Source organism: Rheinheimera pacifica (assembly GCF_900108485.1).
In the GTDB taxonomy this organism is placed as follows: domain Bacteria; phylum Pseudomonadota; class Gammaproteobacteria; order Enterobacterales; family Alteromonadaceae; genus Alishewanella; species Alishewanella pacifica.
This window is the reverse complement of record NZ_FNXF01000001.1, coordinates 97664-120770: the sequence shown is the minus strand read 5'-3', so window position 1 is coordinate 120770 and position 23107 is coordinate 97664. Positions and strand designations below refer to the sequence as shown.

General features: G+C 52.3%; 17 protein-coding genes. 1 reads left to right on the top strand and 16 read right to left on the bottom strand.

The window, feature by feature from the left end:
• Both BLW68_RS00560 and BLW68_RS00555 read right to left on the bottom strand, forming a co-directional pair.
• Positions 1-582 carry an FMN-binding negative transcriptional regulator gene (locus tag BLW68_RS00560; RefSeq protein WP_177172116.1) on the bottom strand — a complete coding sequence of 194 codons (582 nt, stop codon included), beginning with the start codon at positions 580-582 and terminating at the stop codon, positions 1-3.
• A 13-nt stretch (positions 583-595) separates the two neighbouring features.
• Positions 596-994 carry a GNAT family N-acetyltransferase gene (locus BLW68_RS00555; RefSeq protein ID WP_092789089.1) on the bottom strand — a complete coding sequence of 133 codons (399 nt, stop codon included), beginning with the start codon at positions 992-994 and terminating at the stop codon, positions 596-598.
• A gap of 87 nt (positions 995-1081) precedes the next feature.
• Here BLW68_RS00555 and pdxR point away from each other — a divergent pair, with 87 nt between their 5' ends.
• A complete protein-coding gene (gene pdxR / locus BLW68_RS00550; protein ID WP_245728242.1) occupies positions 1082-2521 on the top strand; it encodes a MocR-like pyridoxine biosynthesis transcription factor PdxR in 1440 nt (479 codons plus the stop codon).
• Here pdxR and BLW68_RS00545 read toward each other — a convergent pair.
• The 14 genes from BLW68_RS00545 to BLW68_RS00480 all read right to left on the bottom strand — a co-directional run bounded on the left by BLW68_RS00545 (position 2518) and on the right by BLW68_RS00480 (position 23105).
• Positions 2518-5085: an EAL domain-containing protein gene (locus tag BLW68_RS00545; protein WP_092789087.1), complete on the bottom strand. Its 2568-nt coding sequence runs from the start codon at positions 5083-5085 to the stop codon at positions 2518-2520. The genes pdxR and BLW68_RS00545 overlap by 4 nt on opposite strands.
• Positions 5086-5184: 99 nt before the next feature.
• On the bottom strand, positions 5185-6171 hold the full coding sequence (locus BLW68_RS00540) for an isoaspartyl peptidase/L-asparaginase family protein (RefSeq protein WP_092789085.1): 987 nt from the start codon (positions 6169-6171) through the stop codon (positions 5185-5187).
• Positions 6164-6922 (bottom strand): copper homeostasis protein CutC, encoded by a 759-nt coding sequence (locus tag BLW68_RS00535; protein WP_177172115.1) that lies wholly within the window; start codon positions 6920-6922, stop codon positions 6164-6166. Before BLW68_RS00535 ends, BLW68_RS00540 begins: the two co-directional genes overlap by 8 nt.
• Positions 6909-7814: a glucosamine kinase nucleotide-binding domain-containing protein gene (locus BLW68_RS00530; RefSeq protein ID WP_092789081.1), complete on the bottom strand. Its 906-nt coding sequence runs from the start codon at positions 7812-7814 to the stop codon at positions 6909-6911. Before BLW68_RS00530 ends, BLW68_RS00535 begins: the two co-directional genes overlap by 14 nt.
• Positions 7815-7884: 70 nt before the next feature.
• Positions 7885-10614: a discoidin domain-containing protein gene (locus BLW68_RS00525; RefSeq protein ID WP_092789079.1), complete on the bottom strand. Its 2730-nt coding sequence runs from the start codon at positions 10612-10614 to the stop codon at positions 7885-7887.
• Between the two features lie 29 nt (positions 10615-10643).
• Positions 10644-13610, bottom strand: coding sequence for a TonB-dependent receptor (locus BLW68_RS00520; protein WP_092789077.1), 2967 nt, complete (start codon positions 13608-13610; stop codon positions 10644-10646).
• Between the two features lie 136 nt (positions 13611-13746).
• A complete protein-coding gene (locus tag BLW68_RS00515) occupies positions 13747-14415 on the bottom strand; it encodes a gluconate 2-dehydrogenase subunit 3 family protein (RefSeq protein WP_092789075.1) in 669 nt (222 codons plus the stop codon).
• A 1-nt stretch (position 14416) separates the two neighbouring features.
• Positions 14417-16213: a GMC oxidoreductase gene (locus BLW68_RS00510; protein WP_092789073.1), complete on the bottom strand. Its 1797-nt coding sequence runs from the start codon at positions 16211-16213 to the stop codon at positions 14417-14419.
• Positions 16214-16374: 161 nt separating this feature from the next.
• Positions 16375-17289, bottom strand: coding sequence for a sugar phosphate isomerase/epimerase family protein (locus BLW68_RS00505; protein ID WP_177172114.1), 915 nt, complete (start codon positions 17287-17289; stop codon positions 16375-16377).
• A gap of 12 nt (positions 17290-17301) precedes the next feature.
• Positions 17302-18039 carry a 3-keto-disaccharide hydrolase gene (locus BLW68_RS00500; RefSeq protein ID WP_092789071.1) on the bottom strand — a complete coding sequence of 246 codons (738 nt, stop codon included), beginning with the start codon at positions 18037-18039 and terminating at the stop codon, positions 17302-17304.
• A gap of 217 nt (positions 18040-18256) precedes the next feature.
• Positions 18257-19318 (bottom strand): sugar phosphate isomerase/epimerase family protein, encoded by a 1062-nt coding sequence (locus BLW68_RS00495; protein ID WP_092789069.1) that lies wholly within the window; start codon positions 19316-19318, stop codon positions 18257-18259.
• A 7-nt stretch (positions 19319-19325) separates the two neighbouring features.
• Positions 19326-20489, bottom strand: a complete 1164-nt coding sequence (locus tag BLW68_RS00490; RefSeq protein WP_092789067.1) for a Gfo/Idh/MocA family protein — start codon at positions 20487-20489, stop codon at positions 19326-19328.
• A gap of 71 nt (positions 20490-20560) precedes the next feature.
• Entirely contained in the window at positions 20561-21763 is a 1203-nt protein-coding gene (locus BLW68_RS00485; RefSeq protein WP_092789065.1) for a nucleoside permease, read from the bottom strand.
• A gap of 148 nt (positions 21764-21911) precedes the next feature.
• Positions 21912-23105, bottom strand: a complete 1194-nt coding sequence (locus BLW68_RS00480) for an acyltransferase family protein (RefSeq protein WP_092789063.1) — start codon at positions 23103-23105, stop codon at positions 21912-21914.
• Between the last annotated feature and the right edge of the window lie 2 nt (positions 23106-23107).

Here is a 23107-nt window from a genome sequence, read left to right as displayed (position 1 = left end):
CTAATGCTGCGATAGCATCATTTGCCATACCGTGGCTGGCTGTTCAGTTTGCTGCAAATAACGGATAACCGCCTGCTGCTCTGCAGGCGTTTTGTTTTGCGATAACTTAAAACGGCCCGTTACACTGCTCAGGTTAATCTCAACACCGACTATGGCATTAACTAATTTTTTTTGGTAGTCAGAGGCTTGTGCCATATCCGGTGCGCTGTGCGCTTCCTGTTTTCTGACCAATGCCAGCGTTTGCTCTGCATCTAGCAACCGTGCTGTGCCTTTTAGTTCAACCAGGGCGTAATTCCAGGTGGATACCGCCGGTTGCTGCTGGTAACAACTGGCGGCAATAAAAGCATGCGGCCCCTGAATAATAATAGTAACCGGCGCGCCGTCTAACTGGCTTAGCTGCGGGTTATTACGCGCTAAATGGCAATACGCTTTATCACCCGTGCTGTGCCAGTCAAATAAAAACGGAAGTGGTGTGTAGCTCAAACTGGTGTTACTACTAAGCAGTAAACCAAAATAATGTTGCTGCAAAAACGTCTGCAGTTGTATGCGGTCATCGCTGTAATAAAAAGCTGGTGGATACACGGCTGGCTCCCGGTTAGTACTGGCGCTGAATATGAAAGGCATTATCTATCGCGGTAAAACCCACCTGCGGGTAATACTGCATGGCAGAAGGCGCGCTGCGCAGTAATTGTTGCACCTGCGGCCCGGTGGCCTGTTGTACCGCAGCCAGCAGCGCTTTACCTATCCCCTGCTGCTGGTAAGCTTGATCTACCAGCAGATCACAGATATACACCACATAAGCTTTATCGGTTAAACAGCGCGCCAGCCCCAGTAGCTGGCCATTTTGCCTGGCGGTGAGCAGCAAATTGCTACTTGCCAGCATAATGGCCATTCTTGCACTATTGTCTGTTGGCCGGTTAATGCCTGATGCGCGGTATAGCGCCAGCATTTCGTCCAGATTAAAACTGCTTTCCTGTTGGTATACGATGGTCATTGGCTATCTCCTTCTTGTGCTGCCATTAGCATAACGACTAAACTGGTATCGTAAAAAGTACCGGTTTTAACAAAGTGAGAGATCCAGTTGCGCCTACTAACCGACAACCTGCAGCTTAGCGGCCAGGGTAGCCTGCAACTGCAGCTATACCAGTTGTTACAACACCAAATGCTGCAGGGGCTCTGGCCCAATGGCGCCTTACTGCCCTTCAGCCGTCAGTTGGCCGCAGACTTAAAACTAAGCCGCAACACGGTAAATCAGGTGCTACAGCAATTGGTAGCAGAGGGCTATATCGAAGGTCAGCCAGGCCGCGGCTATCAGATTATTGCTGTGCCAGAGCAGTATTTTCAGCCGGATCCTGCCCGGGCTTTACCACTTAACCAGCTAACACTAAACCACTATGATTTACCGCAAAAACAGGGAGCGGCAACTGGCTTGCTGCAGCCCGGTGTACCGGCTTTGCAGCAGTTTCCTTATGCGTTATGGCAACGTCTGCTGTCGCGCCATAGCAGCCGAGAGCAGTTAAGCGGCTTTGCTGAGCCTCTGGGTTACCTGCCGTTGCGTCAGGCACTGGCTGTTTATCTGCGTCAGTCGCGCCAGGTGGTATGTGACGAGCACAGCATACTGATCACCGCCGGAGCACAGCAGGCACTGTTTATTGCAGCCAAACTGGTGGCAAAGGCAGGCCAGCAGGTATTGATGGAAACTCCCGGCTACCCGCGCCTGAAGCAGGCGTTACAGCTGTGCGAGTTGCAGGTGCAGCATCTGGATGCTAGCTCTGCTAGTGGTCTTGATATCAAAACACTGCCCGACAAAACTGAGGCAAAAGCATTGTTTTTAACACCTGGGCATCAGTATCCGCTGGGAGGTATTATGCCACTGGCAAACCGGCTGGCCGTGTTGCAATGGGCGCGCCAACATAATTGTTGGCTGGTAGAAGATGATTACGACAGCGAGTTTCAGTATCAGCACCGGCCTGTTGCCAGCTTACAGGGGCTGGCAGGGGGTGAAGGTGTGTTATTTGCCGGTTCGTGCAGCAAAACCTTATTTCCGGCGCTGCGCCTCGGTTATCTGGTTGCACCCAAAGCGGTTATCGCTCAGGCCGCCAGCATTTTACAGGCTTTGCATGGCGATGTACCACTACTGCCGCAAGCCGCATTGGCCGACTTTATCAGTGAAGGCCATTTTGGCCGCCACCTGCGCAAAATGCGCCGCTATTATCAGCAGCAAAAGCAGTTTGCAGCACAGCTGCTGCAACAAGGGTTGCCGCAGTGCCGCTTATATGCGCTGGACGCTGGCTTACATTTAGTGCTGGAATTTCCTGAACGGCTTGATGATATTTGCTTACAGCAACAACTAACAGCGCTAGGTATTAAAACCCAACCACTTAGCCGCTACCTGTTTAATGCTGAGCCACGCAGTGGCCTGGTGCTGGGCATTGGCCATAACACAGTGGCGCAGTTAACCAACGCTTTGGCTGCGTTAATAGCTCTCTGCCGTAATGCATTACAACGTAATACAGGTTAGTTTTGCATTTCATGCCGCTGGCGGTAGCGGGTAACAAAACTGGTTTGCGGCATCGGCTCACCAAAAAAATACCCCTGAAACTGCTGGCAGCCCAGGTGCAGTAACTTACTGTATTGCGCTTCGGTTTCTACTCCTTCGGCAATAACGGCCAGCTCCAGGCTTTGCCCCAGCGCCAGTATGGTTTTAATAATGGCTTTGTCGTTAGGATCGGTAAGTAAATCGCGTACGAAAGAGCGGTCAATTTTTAGCTGTTTTAATGGCAATAGTTTCAGATAACTGAGCGATGAGTAGCCGGTGCCAAAATCATCCAGTGAAAAGCGTACCCCCAGAGTATTAAGTTGCTGCATCTTATCAATAATGGTGTCGATATCCTGCAGTAACTGGCTTTCTGTCAGCTCCAGTACCAGTTTTTCCGGCGCCGCTCCGCTTTGCTCCAGAGCGCTTACCACCTCCTGCACAAACGCCGAAGAATGTAACTGCCGGGCACTGATATTCACCGCCAGATACCAGTGGGCCGTGTCGGTGTGTCTGGCCCATTCAGCCAACTGCAGGCAACTTTTTTCCAGCACCCAGCGGCCTATTTGCAGGATCTGGCCACTGCTTTCGGCCACAGGTATAAAGCTGGCTGGCACTATCATGCCGTGCTGCGGATGTTGCCAGCGTAGTAATACTTCTGCACCTACTACACCAAGGTTTCGCTCCAGCTGTGGCTGAAAATACAAGACAAATTCATCCTGTAACAGTGCCTGGCGTAAACCGGTGGCAATATCCGAGCGGGCACTGACATCTGCCTGCATCTGCTGGTTAAAAAACCGCACGCTATTACGGCCGCGCTCTTTGGCATCGTACATTGCCAGATCAGCATGCTGCAGTAATTCGTCACTGTTGCAGCCGTCCGAAAACATCGCCACACCCACACTGGCAGAAATAGAGTATGGCCGTTGCTGCAACATAAATGGCTCAGATAACAGCTGCACCACTTTTTCAGCAATCAGCCCGGCTTTCTGGCTCGACAGCTCAGGATCTGGATGCAAATCGGTCAGCAGCACCACAAACTCATCGCCTCCCAGCCGTGCCAGTGTATCGACCTTTCTCAGGCTTGCCTGCAACCGCTGGGCAACTTGTTGCAGTAGCTGATCGCCCATGGCATGGCCTAAGGTATCGTTCAGATCTTTAAAGTGATCCAGGTCGATAAACAGCAATGCACCTTGTGCAGTATTGTTGTGCCGCAAGCCTAATTGCACAGCCTGTTGCAGCCGGTCAAGCAGCATACGGCGGTTGGGTAAACCGGTTAGCGCATCATAAAATGCCAGCTGATGAATTTCCTGCTGGTGCTGTTTATGCTCGGTAATATCAGTGGAGATACCACATAACGCATAAATATTGCCATTGCTATCGCGTAAAGGTAACTTCACTGACAGGTAGGTACGTGTTTGCTGGCTGTCCAGTGAGCTGTTGGTTTCTTCCTCTACCAGCCGTATGCCTTGTTGCAGCACTTTTAAGTCATTCTGTTGTAAATTAGCGCTGGTTGACTGGTCAAAAAAAGCGTCATCACGCCGCCCTATTGCCTTGCACGGTTCACAACCAAACAACTCTGCGGTTTTACGGTTAATATACTGATAGCGCAGTTTATTATCTTTAATATAAATATGCGCATCTACGCTGTTTAAGATCGTACTGAGCCGCTCTTCACTGGCACGCAAATGGCGGGTTTTATCGGCAACTTGTCGTTTCAGCCACCAGGCACCGCATAGCGCCAGTAACAGCAAGCTGCTTAGCATCGCCAACAACAACCAGACTTTTTCCGGTAATTTGGGCTCAGGTACCTCAGTACCCCAACGCTGCAGAATTTGGTAATAAGGTGAGCTGATATTGGTTTGCCACTGCGCCAGGTGGGTTTCGATAACCGTCAGCAAATCCTGATTGTGCTGCTTTTTGGTGGCATAAAAAAACTGCAGCGGCTGAAAGATGACATTACTTTGTTCCAACTGATACTTTGCCAGCTGGAAATGGCCGGAATAATGATTCGCCGCTACCGCGTCAGCCTGACCGGCTGATGCCATCGCAAAAGCCTCGGCCATTGAACGGGCACGCAATAACACCACATCCATACCCGACTGCGTAATCATATTTTGCAGATATTGCTGCTGCACAGATTCCTGCAATACTATGACCCGCTTGCCATCCAGTGCAGCCAATGACTGCAGCTGCACACCTTGCGCGGTATATAGCTGTGACCAGCTGTAAAGCGCCGGAGTCTGGTGAAAATCCAGTTGTAAACTACGCAGTTCAGTAAAGGCAACATCGGGCAACAGATCAATTTCGCCCGACTGCAGCATTTGCAGGCAATACGCCCAATCACACTGCACTGCTTTAATCCGCCAGTTTTGCTCTGCTGCTATTACTTGCAGTAAATCACCGAAAATACCTGATGGGCTGCCATCTGCGGCAGCCACAATTTTCGGAGTATTCTGATACACACCCACAACAACTTCACGGCCTTGCGCTGCAGCAAGCTCGCCGCATATCAAAGCGGCAAGTAGCGCTGCGTAACATCTAATCATCTAATCTCCGGCAAACTTTGCCTTAGCATTCTCTCATCAGCTTAAGCCAGCGTCTGTTAAATGCCAAGGTTGATGCCGAATTAGATAAAGCTGCGGTGTTCAGCCCGTTAGCAATGCCGTTGCGGCATATAGCTTACTTTCGCCCTGGTGCTGCACGGCATAATTAAAACCCGGCTGCAGGCAATAGCTGCCATATTCACCGTTTTTATTCAGCGCAATAAAACCTATTTGGGTGTCGGCAATATTGCCTTTGCGCAGTTGCAGCTTGTGATAAATCCGCTGTACCGCCTGCTCACACGCCTGCTGCGGGCTGTAGCCCTGACGCATCAGCTCTACCACCAGAAAAGAGCCCGTTACCCGGATCACCTCTTCACCATGGCCGGTGGCGGTAGCGGCCCCCACTTCGTTATCGACATAGAGCCCGGCACCGATAATCGGCGAATCACCGACCCGGCCGTGCAGTTTAAACGCCATGCCACTGGTGGTACAGGCACCGGCTAAATTGCCGTGGCTGTCCAGCGCAAGCATGCCTATGGTGTCATGATTTTCAATATTAACGATTGGCCGGTAGTTGGCATCTTCTAGCCACTGCAGCCATTCCTGCTCTGACTCTGCGGTGAGTAAATTCTCAGCGACAAAGCCCTGCGCCAGCGCAAAATCGAGCGCGCCCTGGCCTACCAGCATCACATGCGGTGTCTGCTCCATCACCGCCCGCGCCACCGCTACCGGGTGTTTAATCTGCTGCAATGCAGCAACCGCACCAATATTGGCAAATTCGTCCATAATGCAGGCATCAAGTGTGACCTTGCCATCCCTATCCGGCCGGCCGCCATAGCCCACACTGCGCTCGGTCGGGTCGGCTTCGGTCACCATTACGCCTTGTTGCACCGCATCGACGGCGCGCTGCCCCTGCTGCAATAAATTAAATGCCACCTGATTCGCCTGCAGGCCAAAATCCCAGGTGCTGATCACCACAGGTTTACGCACCGGCGCTACCACTGCCGCACAACCGGGCAGTAAAGCGGATGCTGTAGCACCGGCGCCCAACATAGCGCTTAGTTTTAAAAAGTAGCGGCGTTTAAGCATGTGGCTCTCCTTGTTGCCGGTTTGGCTTAGCCCGTTTAGTTAGGCAATGTTGTAGTTGCTCAAGCTTAGCGGCATCTACCTTATCTTCTGTCAGCACCGCCGAATGCAAATGCCAGCACAGCTGCGCATTGTCGTGAAGCGTTTGCTGCAACTGCGGCAAGTTGGCTAACGTAACGCCGCCACCGGCCACCAGCACCAGCCGCCCGGCAATATACTGCTGCAAGGTTGCTAACTGGCGTACGCCCTGCGTTATGCTTTGCTGTTGCTGCCAGGGTGTGCCGTTGCTTAATAGCCGCTGTACGCCTAATGCCAGTAGTTGCTCTATCGCTTCTGCCGGGCTGGTGCAGGCGTCAAAAGCACGGTGAAAAGTGCAAGCCAGGCCCCGTTGGCGGCACTGTTGCAATAAGCCGGTTAAAAACGGCAGATCCGGCTGCGCATCTGTTGTTAATGCACCCACCACTATGCCATCAGCACCCAGTTTTGCTGCCTGCAGTAACTGCGCCTGTATTTGCTGCTGCTCTGGTACCGAGTAAACAAAATTGCCGGCTCTGGGCCTGAGCATAACCCGCAGCTGCGTATGCGAATTACAGGCCGCACGCGCCTGACGCAAAGCGTCCGCACTGACAGATAAGCCCTGCTGCGCCATTTGGCTACACAACTCAATGCTGTCAATACCGGCGGCGCAAACGGTGCGGATATTCTGCGTAAGGTAACGGCTGTCGCTATCAAGACAAATTTCAATTTGCGCCATCTTGTGCAGCCTCCTGCGCAGCAACTGCCAGTTGGCGGCGGGCATAATAAATAGCCCCTACCGTTGCCGGGGCCAGCGGCGCACTAAAGCGGCTACGCTGGGTTTGCGGCAGGTAAGTTAGTAAGCGCTGCCCCACGCCGCCCAGCAGGCAACAACGGCCTGGCGGCAGTTGCTGGTTAAGCCTGCTGATAAAATTGAATGCCTGTTGCAGCATAGCCAGCGCAACCGCATCACCGCTATCCGCCGCCTGAAACACCAGCGGCGCCAGCTCAGCATATTGCTGCGGTGTAGCCTGCAGCAGTTGCTCTGCCATCAATGCTGCACCACCGTTAAAGTGTCGCTGTAGTAAGACAGTCAGCACCGTGGCAGGCGCCAGAGCATCCAGTGCCAGCAATACTGCCTGCACCGCTTGTAAACCCAAACCGGCACCACTGCAAACCGCATTAATGGGAAAGCCGTAGCCACCGAGCAGGGTTTCGCCATGTTCAGTCAGCCCGATCGCACTAAAGCCGGTGCCAAGAATAATCACACTGCCAGCCTCGCCGCCATGGGCGCCGTAACAGGCAGCATGTAAGTCGGTGGTAACATGCCAGCTGGCAAAAGGGTGCTGCCACTGCAGCGCTGTAGCTTTTAACCCGGCCAGATGGGCACCGGCAAAACCGGCTCCAACATGCAAACGGGCATAAGCACTGCTGTTCAGGCCCGCTTGCTGTAAAGCAGCATTAAGCGCCTGGCAGATATTGGCTTCAACCTGTGGCCAACCCAGCCCCAGATTGGCAGCGCCCGAGCGCCCTTCACCCAACAAAGTGCCGGTTTCATCTTCCAGCCGCACCCGGCAATGGCTGCCGCCGGCATCGATACCGGCAAACAGTGCAGAGCTTACAGTTAACATCGATCAGATTACCTTTATGATAAAAGGCGCAGCCTTAGCCGCGCCTTTTGTATGCCAACAATATTGCAGCTTAAAGCACTGGGCCGATCAGCTCAAATTCCGCTACCTGCATTAAATTGGTATCACCTTTGTTTTTTGTGCTCTCAATGCGGTAGTGGCTGAAACTGCGGCCATTTAACAGGCTGAAACTGCGCCGCTCTGCACGTGCTGCGAAACTCTCACCCGCCCAGTTACCCAATGGCTGCCAGTTTGTGCCATCATTTGAGCCAAGCAGACGGAAATTCTCCGGATCGCGGTCCGGTGCATCGTTAGCACTGGTAATAGCAAAGGTATTCACGATCACCGGTTCTGGCAAGCTGACTTCCAGCCAGGATGGTGCTTCAACCGACGGTACGCCACCGTTGTCCAGCCACTTGGTTGCCGGGTTATTATCAAACGCCATAGTGCCCGCTTCGCCATCACTGATAGCCGCACGTGCGCTGATTTGTGCAGCAGCATTATCACTGTGATCCTGCGCTTGTACCTGCGGGCCAATCAGCTCAATTTCTGCCACCTGCATTAAGGCGCTGTCACCTTTGTTTTTGCTGATATTCAGCCGGTAATGGTTGTAGCCCAGTGCATTGGCGACAGCAAACGTTTGCCGCTCGGCGCGCTCGCTAAAACTGATACCGGCCCATTGGCCCAGATTAACCCAATATTCGCCATCATTAGATGCCAGCAGGCTGAAGTTTTCCGGATCACGGTCCGGCGCATCATTGGCACTCACCAGCGCCAGCATATTCACTGCTTGTGGCTCAGCCAAAGCCACACTGGCCCAGGCTGGCGCTGCTACCGTTGGCACCGCAGTGTTATCCAGCCATTTGGTTTGGCTGTTGCCATCAAAGGCATAGGCGGCCGCTTCGGCATCACTGATAGCACCACTGGAGGTTACCGCTGTTGCTGCCAAAGCATGATTCAGTGCAGGTACTGCCGGCCCGATAAGCTCAATTTCAGCAATTTGCATTAAGCTGGTATCACCTTTGTTTTTGGTGATATTCAAGCGGTAATACGGATAAGCCAGGCTATTGTTAACGCTGAATAAGCGGCGCAGGCCACGGCTGTCGAAACTCTCACCGGCCCACTCACCCACTGTCAGCCAGTTGCTGCCATCGGTTGAGGCTTGCAGGTTAAAGTTTTCCGGATCACGTTCAGGCGCATCGTTAGCGCTGCTGATAGCAAGGCTGCTAACAGCTTTTGCTTCGCTAAACTGCATCTGCACCCAGGCTGGCTGCTCTGCCGTGGGTACCGCAGTGTTATCCAGCCATTTTGTTGTTAACAGGCCATCAAATGCCATCTCGGCACGCTCTGCATCGCCAATGGCGCCGCGAGCGCTGATGCTGCCACCTTGCTGGATCTGATCAGGATAAACCGGGCCAAACAGCTGCACTTCAGCCAGCTGCATTAAGTTGGTATCGCCTTTATTTTTTGTGATGTTCAGCCGGTAATAGCGGTACGGCAGGCTGTTATTAAAAGCAAAATCCTGTGCGCTTAAGCGCTGCTCAAAACTGATACCGGCCCATTGCCCCAGCGTAAACCAGCTTTCACCATCGTTGGAAGCCTGCAGGTTAAAGTTTTCCGGGTCGCGATCCGGCGCATCGTTGGCGCTGGTAATAGACAACACACTGATAGCCTGCGCTTGCGCAAATTGCAACGTTAGCCAGGCAGGTGCTGCTGCGCTTGGCACAGCGGTATTGTCCAACCATTTGCTGGTAACACTGCCATCGAAGGCTTGCTCACCACTTTCACTATCGCTGATAGCGCCGCGGTAGCTAATTTGCGCGCCGGCTAAATAGGCCGCAGTGGTGTATTCGCGAATTGGCCCGCTGCTGTTATCTGCCAGTACTAACGGCAGCTCAATATCAATAATGCTGTCCGGGGTTAAACCCAGCTCTGCCAGTACCGGATGGCCCTGCAACGCATCGAGTAACTGTTGGCGCAGTGCTGTGGCAGCCGCCTCATCACCCTGTGCTGCCAGAGCAACCTGTGCTGCTGCGGCGGCAAAGGTGTCGGCCAGGGTTGCCTCTGGGCTAATGTGGGCAAAAGCAGCGTTAACAAAAGACAATCGAATAAGCTGGTTACTGCTTTGAGCAAAGTTTTCCGCGCTATCGGCACTTTGCAGCGCTTGCTGCATCAGGTTTATTGCCGGCATATCTACGCCCAGAATGCGTAGTAGCTGCGCTGAGTATTCCAGCTGCGCCGGCTCCAGCGTAGCAAGTGCCGACACATTGCGCCCGCCAGCTATCGCCGCCTCCAGTAACTGGCTGGCAAAGGTAGTGAGCGCATTAACCTGCACCGTGGCATCAGCGGTACCATCGGCAGTAGCACCAAGCGGCGCTTTTAACCAGAACAGGTTACTTAGCGTCACCGTTCCCAGTGCGTCTGCGCCGACTGCGGCCCCTAATGTGGCTTCGCCGCACAGGCTAAGGTCGCACAGCATACTGCTAGCAGCCGTAGTGGTAACAGCCAGCTTGTGTACTGCGCTAAAGGCATAACCGGGGGCCGACGTTAGCGTGGTAGCGGCCATACCGCTGCTATCGGTCTGTACGGCTGTACTGGTTACCGTAGTGCCGTTTAATGCACTGATACTGACAGCGGCGCCCGTTAAAATACCTTTTACTGCGCTCGCACTTACCTCAGCTGAGGTTGATACCGGTGTTGGTGCATTGTTCACATCCGGGTCTTCGCCGCTGCCACAGCCGGTTATTGTACCTAATGCCACTGCCATGGCACACAGTAGCTGACATTGTTGTATTGTTTTCATTATATATTCTGCCTCTTTGTGTGCATGCTTCAGAAATTAAACGTGATACCGGCGTAATAACGCCGGCCAGCGTAGCTATTGCTTAAAAAACGGGCATCGGTGTCATTGCCTAATCTGGACGTGGATTCAGATTCGGTCAGATTGATTACCGATGCACTTAGCAGCCAGCGCTCTGTCAGGGCATAGGTGGCATTGACATCCACTTGATCGTAAGGGTCCTGATACACGTTTAAACCACTGTTAATGCCCAGTACCGTTTCACCGCGCTTGTTGTAAGACGCACGGATACTGTAATTGTCGGTTTCGTAAAACGCCGACAGGTTGTACTGGTACTTGGCACTGCCCACTAAAGGCGATTCGCCAAATTTTTCACCATCGATATTAACGTCAGCCTGATTGGTTTTGTTGTAGGTATAGTTGGCATTAAGACCAAAGCCGTTGGCAAAAGCATGCTGAATAAACAGCTCTACGCCCTGTGACTTCGCATTAGTACCATTACCTACCGTGCTGTAAGGGCTGATGGTGATCTGGCCCGGTTCCACCACACCCGGCTCGCCGGCAAAATCGCGTACCGAATCAATGATCAGCGGCACCACGAAGTTATCAACGTCTTTATAAAACAGCGCCATCCCCACCGCCGAACCGGTGCCGTAGTAATACTCTATTGATAGATCGGCCTGCATCGATTCAAACGGCTTCAGGTTTTTATTACCACCACTACCGCTAAAACCAGGCTGGGTGTTAAAGGCCTCACGGTCTTTAGCCCACTCATCTGAAACAAAGCTGATACGCTCCTGGCTGCCCAAATCACTGTAGCCCGGCGGCGACATCACTTTTGCCAGCGCGCCACGCACGACCAGATTATCGCCAGCGTCCCACACCAGATTCAGGCTGGGTAACACATAGGTTTCTTCCGTGGTTTGCGATATCAGCTGCCAGTTTTCAACAAAGCGAGCGTCGCCGGTCACAGGTAAACCGGTTACATCGTCGGTATGATCAAGGAAGTAGGTGTATAGATCGGTCGATTCGCCGGTAGTTTTGGTTTTTACTACCCGTACACCGGTGTTACCGCGGAAATCCCCAAAGCTGAAATCGCCCTGCAGATAAAAGGCTTCACCTTGCTCACGGATGTTGTAGACAAAGTTATCTTCAATCCGGGTATAGGGTTTGTAGTTGCTTAAAATAATGTCGCGGTATTTGTCCCAGTCGATCACTGGCATCAGGTTAATATTAAAACCACCGGCAATATTACCTTCACCATTTGTTTTTAGTACGTCTTTTGCCAGTGGCATGCCACCGTTCCATTGGTAGCTGTCGAACTGATCAATACCGCGGCCGCTGGCCAGCGCGCCTTCAATATCAAAATCCGGCGCCAGAAAGAAGTTGTTCCCGGTTTCGCGGTGCAATTTGGCATCACGGAATTTTAATCCGGTACGAACCAGCGTGAAAATGCCCCAGTCGACATCAAAATCAAGATCCAGCTGATAGTAACGCTCTTCCAGCGTGCTGCGTACAAAACTGGAGTTAGAAGAGCCAGGGTCACGGCCGCCACCGACACCACTTAGCAGATTGGTGAGGGTGTTAGGGTCGATATACATTGACATACGGTCACCCGTTGACCAGCCAGCGTACTGTGCAGCATTTTCAATAAAGGGCTGGTTTTCACCCCAGTTTGAACTTTTATACGCCACATCCCAGCTTTCTGTTGGCCCGCCTTTAGCTTTGGTATTACCGGCAACCAGTTTCAACCGGTAGCTGTCACCCTCGTAACTGAAGTTAAAATCGAAAGTATCTGAGGTAGACTCTTCCCTGACATAACTGCCATTCATCCAGGGAAACTGCAAATCATTCTCGGCCCCACCGGCGCCGACGGTATAATCCATGCCGGTAATAATGGTGCCGGAAGCATCCAGCGTTACGCCGGTAAGAAAATTAGGGTTTAATGACCACTCCGGCATAGACACCACCGAGCGGGTTCTGTCCTGGCCTAATGTAAAACCAAAATAGTTAAACCCCAGCTCCAGCCGGTCGGTAGGCCGCCATTGCCCGGTAAGCTGCACGCCTTCGCGATCGCGCTCTTCTTTGGTTACACCAACCCGGGCTACCTGCGGAAACCAGACCCCGTTATAAACATTGCCCTGTGCATCCGTCAGTGCAGCCCAGTTGTTGTTGTTATCAACGGGATTGCCATTAACATCTACCGCTGTATCAGCCACGCCGCTCCAGCGCCAGACACTGGAATCGGTGCCTCCCGACAGCACCCGGCTGGTACGGTTTTGCCGGGTATAACCCACCAGCAGGCCCAGGCTCTCAGCATCGTTTTTCCACGAATACACTCCGGTGAACTGTGGCTCGTGTTTATCGGTAACATCAGCATAGGTCGACTCAATATTTAACACGCCGGAATTAGCTTCCATATCAAACGGCTTACGGGTATGCAGCAACACTGTGCCGCCCACACCGCCGGCATCCAGCCGGGCTTCCGGCGATTTAAATACCTCTACAGTCTGGATCATCGCCGATGGCAGTAAGGTGTAATCAAATGAACGTGACGGTTCGCCGGGGGATGACGCAATAAAGTTGCCGTTTAGCTGGGTAAAGGTCAGATCGGACGATAAACCACGGATACTCACGGTTGAGCCCTCGCCGCCGTCACGCTGGATCACTACGCCAGGCACACGTTGTAAGGAGTCAGCAACGTTTTTATCCGGAAACTTACCGATATCCTCGGCGGTAATGGCATCCACCACGGCACTGGATAAGCGTTTGATTGCCATGTTCTCCGCCATACTGGCCCGGATACCGCGTACCTGTACTACTTCCACTTCAGCTTCGGCTTTGGTTTCTGCCGCCGGCTCAGTTTGCTGCGCCAGTGCTGTATTGCAGGTGGCCGTTAATATCAGGCTAAGACTTACTGCCTGCGCCAGCCGGTGTTTACGCAGACTTACAGGCTGCGTGGTATTCCCCGTTTTGTTGTACCTGTTTTTACTGTACATAGTGTGTTGCTCTCATTTTTTTAGTTTTAACTATTGTTCTGAGCAATGAGTTTCTCTTACCGCCTAAACGCAGTCAGAACCCTGTTTTTTCACTTGTGTCATGCTCGAGCGGCCCCACTTAATAAAGGGCTTTGGTTTAACTTTTTAGTTTTAGTTTGCGCAGCACCTCATCTGACGGGCCGTCAAAATTGGCCATAGGTTTGTTGCCGATATAGCCGATGTCGGCCATACCGGGTTCAGTGGTGTAAAAGGCTGTGGCAGTTAAATCGCGCACTTTGGCAAAGAAGCGGGCACCGTGCTTTAAGTTGGCAGCGGCTTTGGGCTCGTAACAGATATCGTCACAAATTTGCCGTTGCTCAGCAGTGCTGAGTTTGGCGAACGCTTTACCAAAACGTTTTTTGGCTTCGCCGTTTAACCAAACCAAGCCGCCACGTACCAGTACAAGATCGGCTTTTTGTTGCGGATAAGGCGCACTAACCCATTCATTAATAAAGTGTTGGGCTCCCAGGCTCGCAGCCGAAGGCGACTGCGCGTCGGCGGGGATAATAATGTCAGCCAGTACCGCCAGATCATCCAGCTCAGCCTGCGTCAGCGTCAGCGTCATTGACCAGGGTACTACCGGTTTAAGCATATCCGGATCGGTTGGCCGGTAAATTAGCTCGGCGCCCTTGGTTTTCGCCGTTACCGCCGCGGCATGTCCGGCCATACCCAGTACCGGTATCGATACGGCCGCCGTGGCCAGCAGTTTTAATGCATCGCGACGTTTTAAGTTGGTGTTGCTGCTGTTGTAGTTATCGTCTGCCATATCAGATATTCCTTTGCTTGAACTGCTCAACAATGTAATCACTGGTGCGCCAGGCCAGCGCCAGAATAGTCAGAGTGGGGTTTTTATCGGCGTTGGACGCAAAAGGCGCGCCATCAGCGACAAACAGATTGGGTACATCCCAGGCCTGACAATGCTGATTTAACACCGATTTTTTGCGATCAGCGCCCATAATGGTGCCGCCGACTTCGTGAATAATGGCACCGCCGTTCATGATGGCTTTGCGGCCGTCAGTTTCTATGTTGCTGGTGACCTTGCCGCCCATACCGGTAATAATGTCGGCGAAGGTTTTCTGCATATGCGCCGCCTGATTTATCTCATGCTCGGACCACTGCCAGTGAAACTTCAGCACTGGTATTCCCCACTGATCCACCACTGTCGGGTCCAGTTCGGCATAGCTGTTTTCGTTCGGGATCATCTCGCCACGGCCATCAAAGTGCACAAAGGTGCCGTAATAGCGCCGGCACGCCTGTTTAAAATCGGCACCGTAAGCTCCTTCGGTAAAACTTTGCAGGCCGCCAAAAGCACCGGCCCCCGGCATGCCACGACCACCGCTCATTTCAATGTGATAACCACGGGCAAAATTCAGCTTGCCGGCCTTTTGCTGCTTGTACAGCCACCATGGTTGATACAGGTGCATACCGGACGAGCCGTCTTCATTCATTGGCGGCAGGTTTTCCAGCGCCGGAATTTGCCCGCCGACGCCGGCACCGACAGTATCCATCAGGTATTTACCCACCAGGCCGGAACTGTTGGCAATGCCGTCCGGAAACAGTGGGCTACGCGAGTTAAGGAAAATGCGCGCCGTTTCTGCTGCACTGGCTGCTACCACAACTGCGCGGCCTTTTACTTTCACTTCTTGGCGACTGTTTTTATCAATGTAAATCACGCCGTCTGCTTTACCGGCCTTATTCAGCGTCACTTCGCGCACCATAGCATCGGTAATAATGGTCAGATTGCCAGTGGCCAGTGCAGGTGGAATTAACACCGTAGTTGACTGAAAATTGGCTTTAATCGAACAGCCACGGCCACAAGGTGTAGCCCAGAAGCAGGCAGCGCGGGATTGCATAGAATTGGCCACCACTTTTTGCCCCAGTTCACTGTTAGGGAACAACTTCGCCGGCAGCCGGGTATGATCCTGACGCTGGCTTAAAATGGCCAGATGTGCCGGGATCACCGGAATATTCAGTTCGTCACAGGATTTTTTTGCCAGCAGCTCATAAGCGCGCGGCTTAGGAGCCGGTTGTAAAATGCCTTCAGGCGAATCCGGCGTGTTTTCCAGGCCATGGCCGGTTTCACCGTACACGCCAATTAACATTTCGGTTTTATCGTAGTAAGGGGCTAAATCGGCATAGTTTATTGGCCAGTCAAAGCCCAGGCCATCGCGGCTGTAGGGTTTAAAGTCGTATTCGCCGTTACGCAGTGAAATACGGCCCCAGTGGTTGGTACGCCCGCCGAGCATGCGCGCACGCCACCAGTCAAAACGTTGTTGTGGTTCACGGCTGGCCTGGGTATAAGGCTCCCCTGGTACCTGCCAGCCACCATCGATGGTAGCATCATAAAAACCAAAAGGTTTGTCCGGTGTGCTGGCTCCGCGTAGCGGCGCCTCTTTGGGCAGATTAAACATCGGCGTTTCTGTTACCGGGTCATAATGCCGCCCTGCTTCAAGCATTAATACCTTTAACCCGGCGATGCTTAATATTAATGCTGACATACCGCCGCCGGCGCCAGAGCCAACTACGATTACATCATATTCCTGTTGTCCGGATGCTCCTGACATCTTGCACTCTCCTCGTCTGCACACTTTATAACGGTGCGCTTTGTTATAATAATTGTGCCGGCCTGGCTGCTAATGGCCTGCTGGCTTGGAACTATTCACTTAAACACCACTTTGTAACCGGTTACACTATCAGGCAAAAAAACCGGGCATTAAATTTAACCTCAACGCCCGGTGTAATTGGCCACTGCCAGCAGTAAATCGCGTGTTGCAAGGATACCGGCATCTTCGTCAGCACTTTCACCTTCATACTCAATACCGATATAGCCCTGATAGCCCGAGCTTTGGATCAATTGCCACATGCGCTGATAATCGATACTGCTCTCAGCGCCGTTTTCATCAAAGGTATAGCTTTTAGCGCTGATGCCTTTGGCAAACGGCAGCAGTAATTGTGTACCTTGGTATTTGTCACCGCTAAAGTTACCGAAATCGGGCAGGCTGCCAACATTACCGGCCTGCTGCAATACCGTGGCCAGCCAGTTGGCGTCCATAGAGTGGCCCATATGGTTTTCGACAATAATGCTGATACCAAAAGGTGCAGCAAAAGCAGCCAATTGTTGCAGGCCCAGTACTGCCGCCTGTTGCATCTCTAAAGCGTCGGTTTCGGCGTTGTCAGCAATACTGACACGGATAGCATGGCAGCCTAAAAACGCTGCGGCTTCAACCCACTTATAATGATTTTCTACTGCCTGCTGGCGCTGCTTTGCCTCCACTGCCGCCAGGTCACCTTCAGCGTCGACCATAATCAGTAAGCTGCTGACACCGCTGTCATCGGCGCGCTGTTTTAACTGGCGTAAAAAAGCTTGATCCTGCGCCTTGTCAGCAAAGAACTGATTTACATATTCCACCGCTCCCAGTTGAAAATCGCGCCGGGTTTTTACAGCAAAATCCAGTACCTTTAACTGGCCGGAGCGCAGCTGGCGGTGCAATGACCACTGTGCCAGCGAAATTTTTGGCTGCACCGGGCTGGCCGCGAGCACCGACCAGCTTAGCGGTAACTGGCTGGCCAGGCCTGCAATAGCAGCACCAGCAAAGGTACGGCGCAAAAAATGGCGGCGGTTAATCCCACTGAATTTCATAGCATGCTCCTGTTATAACGCGCGGACCCGGATCTGACGAAAAGCTATTTTGTCGTTATGGTCTTGCAGCATAATATGCCCGGGTTCAGCTGTAGCAATATCATGCTTAGGGGCAAATTTGCTGTTGGCAGCGCGCTGCTGCCAGTCGGCGGAGCCCAACTCAAACTGCAGTACCAGTTTGCCATTGAGCCAGTGCTCAACCTGTGGGTGGCGTACTATAATGCGGGTATGGTTCCAGCTACCGGCAGGTAAATGGGCATCAACCTGCGGTGCGTATATATCAAATAATGAAGCGGTAAAATGGATCGGATTGTCATGGCCGGGATAATTATCATCATCGAGTAGCTGGTACTCTAAACCACCGGACCAGCCCTCACTGCTAACCTTGTAGAAGATACCACTGTTGCCGGATGCGGCAATTTGCCACTCCAGCTCCAGTTCAAAATCGGTAAAGCTTTGTTTGCTGACAATATCACTGCCACCAGCGGCGGTAAGCACCAGAGCGTTGTCGATAATTTGCCACTGCTCGCCAATCGGCTTGCCGCTTTTGTTAGTCCAGGCTTCGACAGACTCACCATTAAACAGCCATTGCCAGTCAGCGGATACTTCTGCTGTGGTTTTATCAGGTTTAGCAGCACCAGAGATGCCTTCGGAGGTAGTTGGTGCAGGTTTACAGCCGGTAACAGCCGCCAGTAACAGCAGGCTGATCGCTGCTGTACGACAAAACGCACCCGAGTTAACTCTGATCACGTTGACGCTCCCCTTGTTGTAGCCAGCGCTGTTGCTGGCCGGTACCGCTCGTTATAATTATTTTGTTGGCGTGATTCTTTGAACACTGCCAATGAAACCGGTTACATCATTTAACTTAAATCCAGCTCAGAATTTTGTCAAGCAGATTGGTTATTTTTTGTCTGTTATTGCAGCGGTGCTATCACGCACCGCCAGCACGGGTATAAATTATCAGCCCTTAGTTGCTTAAACCAAGAATACGCCGGTTGCGGCCGGCGTCGGTGGCACCACCGGCAAAATCATCAAAGGGCCGCTCAGCCACACAAATCAGCTGTTTGGCAATAAAAGGCGCGCCTTCTGCTGCCCCCTGTTGTGGGTGTTTTAAACAGCATTCCCACTCCAGCACTGCCCAGCCGGTGTAACCGTATTGTGTTAGCTTGCTGAAAATAGCATTAAAATCTATCTGGCCATCACCAAGCGAACGAAACCGGCCCGGCCGTTCCAGCCAACTGCTGTAGCCGCCATACACACCGGCTTTACCGGAAGGGCGAAACTCGGCATCTTTAACATGAAATGCACGAATGCGCTGATGATAAAAATCAATAAATTGCAGGTAATCCATCTGCTGTAGCAGAAAGTGGCTTGGATCATACAAAATACAAGCGCGCGGATGCTGCCCGGTGGCGTTAAGAAAACGTTCAAATGATAAACCATCGTGCAAATCTTCACCTGGATGCAGCTCAAAGCACACATCAATGCCTGCTGCATCAAAGGCATCCAGCACCGGTAACCAGCGCCGCGCCAATTCGGCAAAACCCTGCTCTACCAGGCCGGCCGGGCGCTGTGGCCACGGATAAAAGGTATGCCACAGCAAAGCACCGGAAAAAGTAACGTGACAGCTGAGGCCGAGGCGTTTTGACGCCTGCGCAGCCAGTAATAGCTGTTCAGTGGCCCACTGTTGTTTCTGCGCTTCGGTTTGCACCTGCGCCGGGGCAAAGCCCTGATACAGCTCATTATATGCCGGATGCACTGCCATTAACTGGCCCTGCAAATGGGTCGACAGTTCGGTAATGTGCAACTGATAACGCTGACACAATGCCAGCAGCTGGTCGCAATATTGCTGGCTCTGGGCGGCCTGTTCTAAATCAAAAATGCGCTTATCCCAGGTTGGCAACTGCACGCCTTTGTATCCCAGTTCTGCCGCCCAGCGTAATAAAGACTCTAATGTACATGCTTCACCGGCCGGTGGCAGATACTGCGCCAGAAATATCGCTGGCCCTTTAATTTTGCTTGTCAGCATAAATTCATTATCCTGTAAAAGTGTATTGCCCGGCTAGGCTTACCCAGGCCGCATTTTGCCTGCTGCTTACCACTGCCGCCTGTACAAAGGCCATGCCGCGCACTGCCTGCTCAATACCTGCAGCGAGGTTGCTGGCTGTGGGTTGGCGTAATGCCAGTGCAAAGTCACGATAAATATTAGCAAAGGCCTCCAGATAGCCTTCGGGATGCCCCGCCGGAGTGCGGCACCAGGCCCGCACTTGCGGTGCCAGATAACTATTGTCAGTGCCGGCCTGCCAGGTTTGTTGCGGCTGCCCACGCATTTGCACTAACAGTTGATTCGGTTGCTCTTGCAGCCAACTGAGTGAACCCAGCTCGCCATACACACTAATTTGTAAACCATTACCCATACCAGCACACACCTGGCTGGCCAGCAGCGTGCCCCGGGCACCATTATTAAAGCGCAGCAGGGCGCTGCCATCATCGTCCAGTTGCCGGCCATCTATCACTGTGGCCAGATCTGCGCACAACTCTGTTACCTGAAGCGCACTGATAAACTCCGCCAGCTGAAAAGCGTGGGTGCCAATATCAGCAAAGCAACCACTGACGCCGGAGCGGGCCGGATCTAAGCGCCACTGCGCCTGAGCACTACTATCGCTGTCGGCTTTGTCTGCCAGCCAGCCCTGCGGATAGCTGACGGCAACACGACGCACCGCACCTAAATGGCCCTGCTGCACCAGTAATCTGGCTTGTTGTGCCATAGGGTAAGCGGCATAAGTGTGCGTTAAGCCATAGCGCAACCCCGTTTGCTGCACCAGCGCCTGTAATTGCAGCGCTTCGTCTAATGACAAGGTTGCAGGTTTATCTGACAACACATGAAAACCGGCCAGCAAGGCGGCTTTAGCCACCGGAAAATGCAGATGATTCGGCGTCACTATAGTAACAAACTCTATCCGTTGCTCTGGCGGCAGTTGGGCTTCTGCAGCAAACAACTGCTGATAGGAATCGTAGCAACGCGCTGTGCTGATACCTAACTGTGCCGCCATAGCGGCGCTGCGCTCAGCCTGACTGCTAAAGCAGCCCGCTACCAGCTCGATCTGATTGTCCAGCCGGGCAGCGATGCGGTGTATAGCACCGATAAAAGCGCCTTCTCCGCCACCTACCATCGCCATTCTGACTTTTGTTTGTGCCATTACCACCCCTTGAAACCGGTTACAACACCGAAAATATGTTACCTTGTTTTACTGTAGCCGCACCGCTGCGGTTAAACCGGTAACCGGCGCTGCTTTGGAAAGCTTAATACAAATACCACTAATACCAGCGCCGCAATGCCAGCCGGAATTAACCAGATTTGCCACCACTGGTAACCGCTGTCCAGGTGATGTAAATCGGTGATATAACCGGCCAGGCGGAACCCCAGCAACATACCTACGCCATAGGTTGCCAGTGTGATCAGGCCCTGTGCCGCTGCTTTTATCTCACGGCCGGCTTTTTGCTCGGTGTAAATCTGGCCGCTGACAAAGAAAAAGTCATAACAAATACCGTGCAGCAAAATACCAAAAAACAGCATCCACACCTGCTCGCCGCTGTTGCCATAGGCAAACAGCACATAACGTAGCACCCAGGCCAGCATACCTACCAGCAAGGTGGCTTTAATGCCGTAACGGCGCAAAAATAACGGTAGCAATAACATAAAAGCAATTTCAGACATCTGCCCCAGTGACATTTTTGCCGCTGCGCCGCTGATGCCCAAATCGTTCAGATACAAATTGGCATTCTGATAATAAAATGCCAGCGGAATACAGATCAGTACCGATGCCAGAAAAAACACCAGGTAAGCACGGTCTTTCAGCAAGGCCAGTGCATCCAGCCCTAATAGCTGCCGTATGGTAGGCCGCTGCTGCGTGGCCTGCGGCGGTGTGTCAGGCAAAGTCAGGCTAAACACGCCAAGGGCTAACGACGCACCGGCCGCCAGCATAAAGGTAAACTGTAAGTTTTGGCTGCCTTCCCAGCCAAACCAGCCAATCAACAAACCGGCGGTGATCCAGCCGACAGTACCTAACACACGGATATGGGCAAACTGCGCGGTTTTTTCTGCCAACTGGCGAAAACTAATGGCATTAACCAGCGCCAGCGTGGGCATATACACCACCATATACAACAAAATGTAAGGGTAAAAGCTGCTAAAACTGCCACTGTAGGCCGCACTAAACAACAATGCAGCGCCAACCAGATGCAACAGCGCTAGAATTTTTTGCGCGGCAAAATAGCGGTCAGCAATCAGGCCGATAATAAAAGGCGCGATAATGGCGCCGATAGACTGCGTTTCATACGCCATGCCCATTTGTGCACCGGAGGCAGAAAAACGCTGTGACAGATAGGTACCCATGGTAACAAACCAGGCGCCCCAGATAAAAAACTGCAGAAACATCATTAGCGACAATTTAAGTCGGATGCTAATAGGCATGGCGGTGTTTTTCCTGTTGATTTTATTGTCATTAGTGGCTGCTAACTCTGCTGGCCAGCATACTTTTTATCCACAACAGAAATAACTGTAACCGGTTACACAAAAAATTACAAGCTGGCACCCGGCAGAAAAAATCACCGCAACCTACTTAAACTTTAAAGATATAACCGCGTTTATAACACCAGTGCATTAACAGGTAGGAAAGCAACAAAAAGCTCAGCGCAAAGGCCAGTGAGCCGTTGTAATCGCCAAACAGTGGTTGATACACAGTGCTGAATAACCAGCCATGTAAGGAGGTATCGCCGACAGATATCATCATCAGTATGCGCGCCGCCACTCCGGCAAACATAAAAAACAAAATGGCATTGGCACCAAACACCACAAAAGGTGCGCTCCACAGCCGCCAGCGCTTAACATCACATAACCACAGGCAGACCGCCAGAGCGATAGCGCAGTAACCACTGCTTAGCAGCACAAAACTGGGGGTCCACAGGCTTTTATTAATCGGCAGGCCCATATGCCACAGTTCAGCCAGCCATACTGCCACCACACCAAATAACAATAAGCCGCGAATTTTTTGCACCAGCGTGCGCTCGCTTTGCAGATACTGCGCCATTAACACTCCGGCTAAACAACTGCTGATCGCCGGTAAGGTAGACCAGAGCCCTTCCGGATCAAAGGCAAACGGCGTAGCACTGCGATAATACACATGGCTGGCACCCAGCACGACATGATCCAGCCAGGCGGCAAAACTGTTGCCAAATTCCAGCAAACCACGGAACTGATTACCCTGCGCATCCTGATACGGCAAATACAACATGCCCGCCAGATATAAAGCACAAAGTCCGATTAGCCAGCCGATACGGCCACGGGTACCACAATACAGCACAATCAGCACGGTAAAAAAGTATACCAGGCCAATACGTTGTAATACCCCCAGCCAGCGCAGCGTAAGCAGTTTCTGCTCAATATAGTTGTACGCCGGGTCGCGAAAATTGTAATAAAACAACGCTAAAAACAGCCCCAGAGCAAACAGCTTTATGCTGCGCACTGCGGCATATTTTATCACCGCAATATTGCCGCTGTTGTTTTGCCGCTGCAGGCTTAGCTGCAGCGACATACCGACAATTACAATAAAAAACGGGAAGATCAGATCAGTTACTGTCCAGCCATGCCACTGCGCATGCAGTAACGGGCTGTAAACATGGCTCCAGCTGCCGGGGTTATTAACCAGTATCATGGCGGTAATCGTTAGCCCGCGCAGCGCATCCAGCGCCAACAGGCGCTTAGCCGGTAACACAGAAAGTATTGCTTCGGCGTAACGCTGATACCAGTTAAACATAA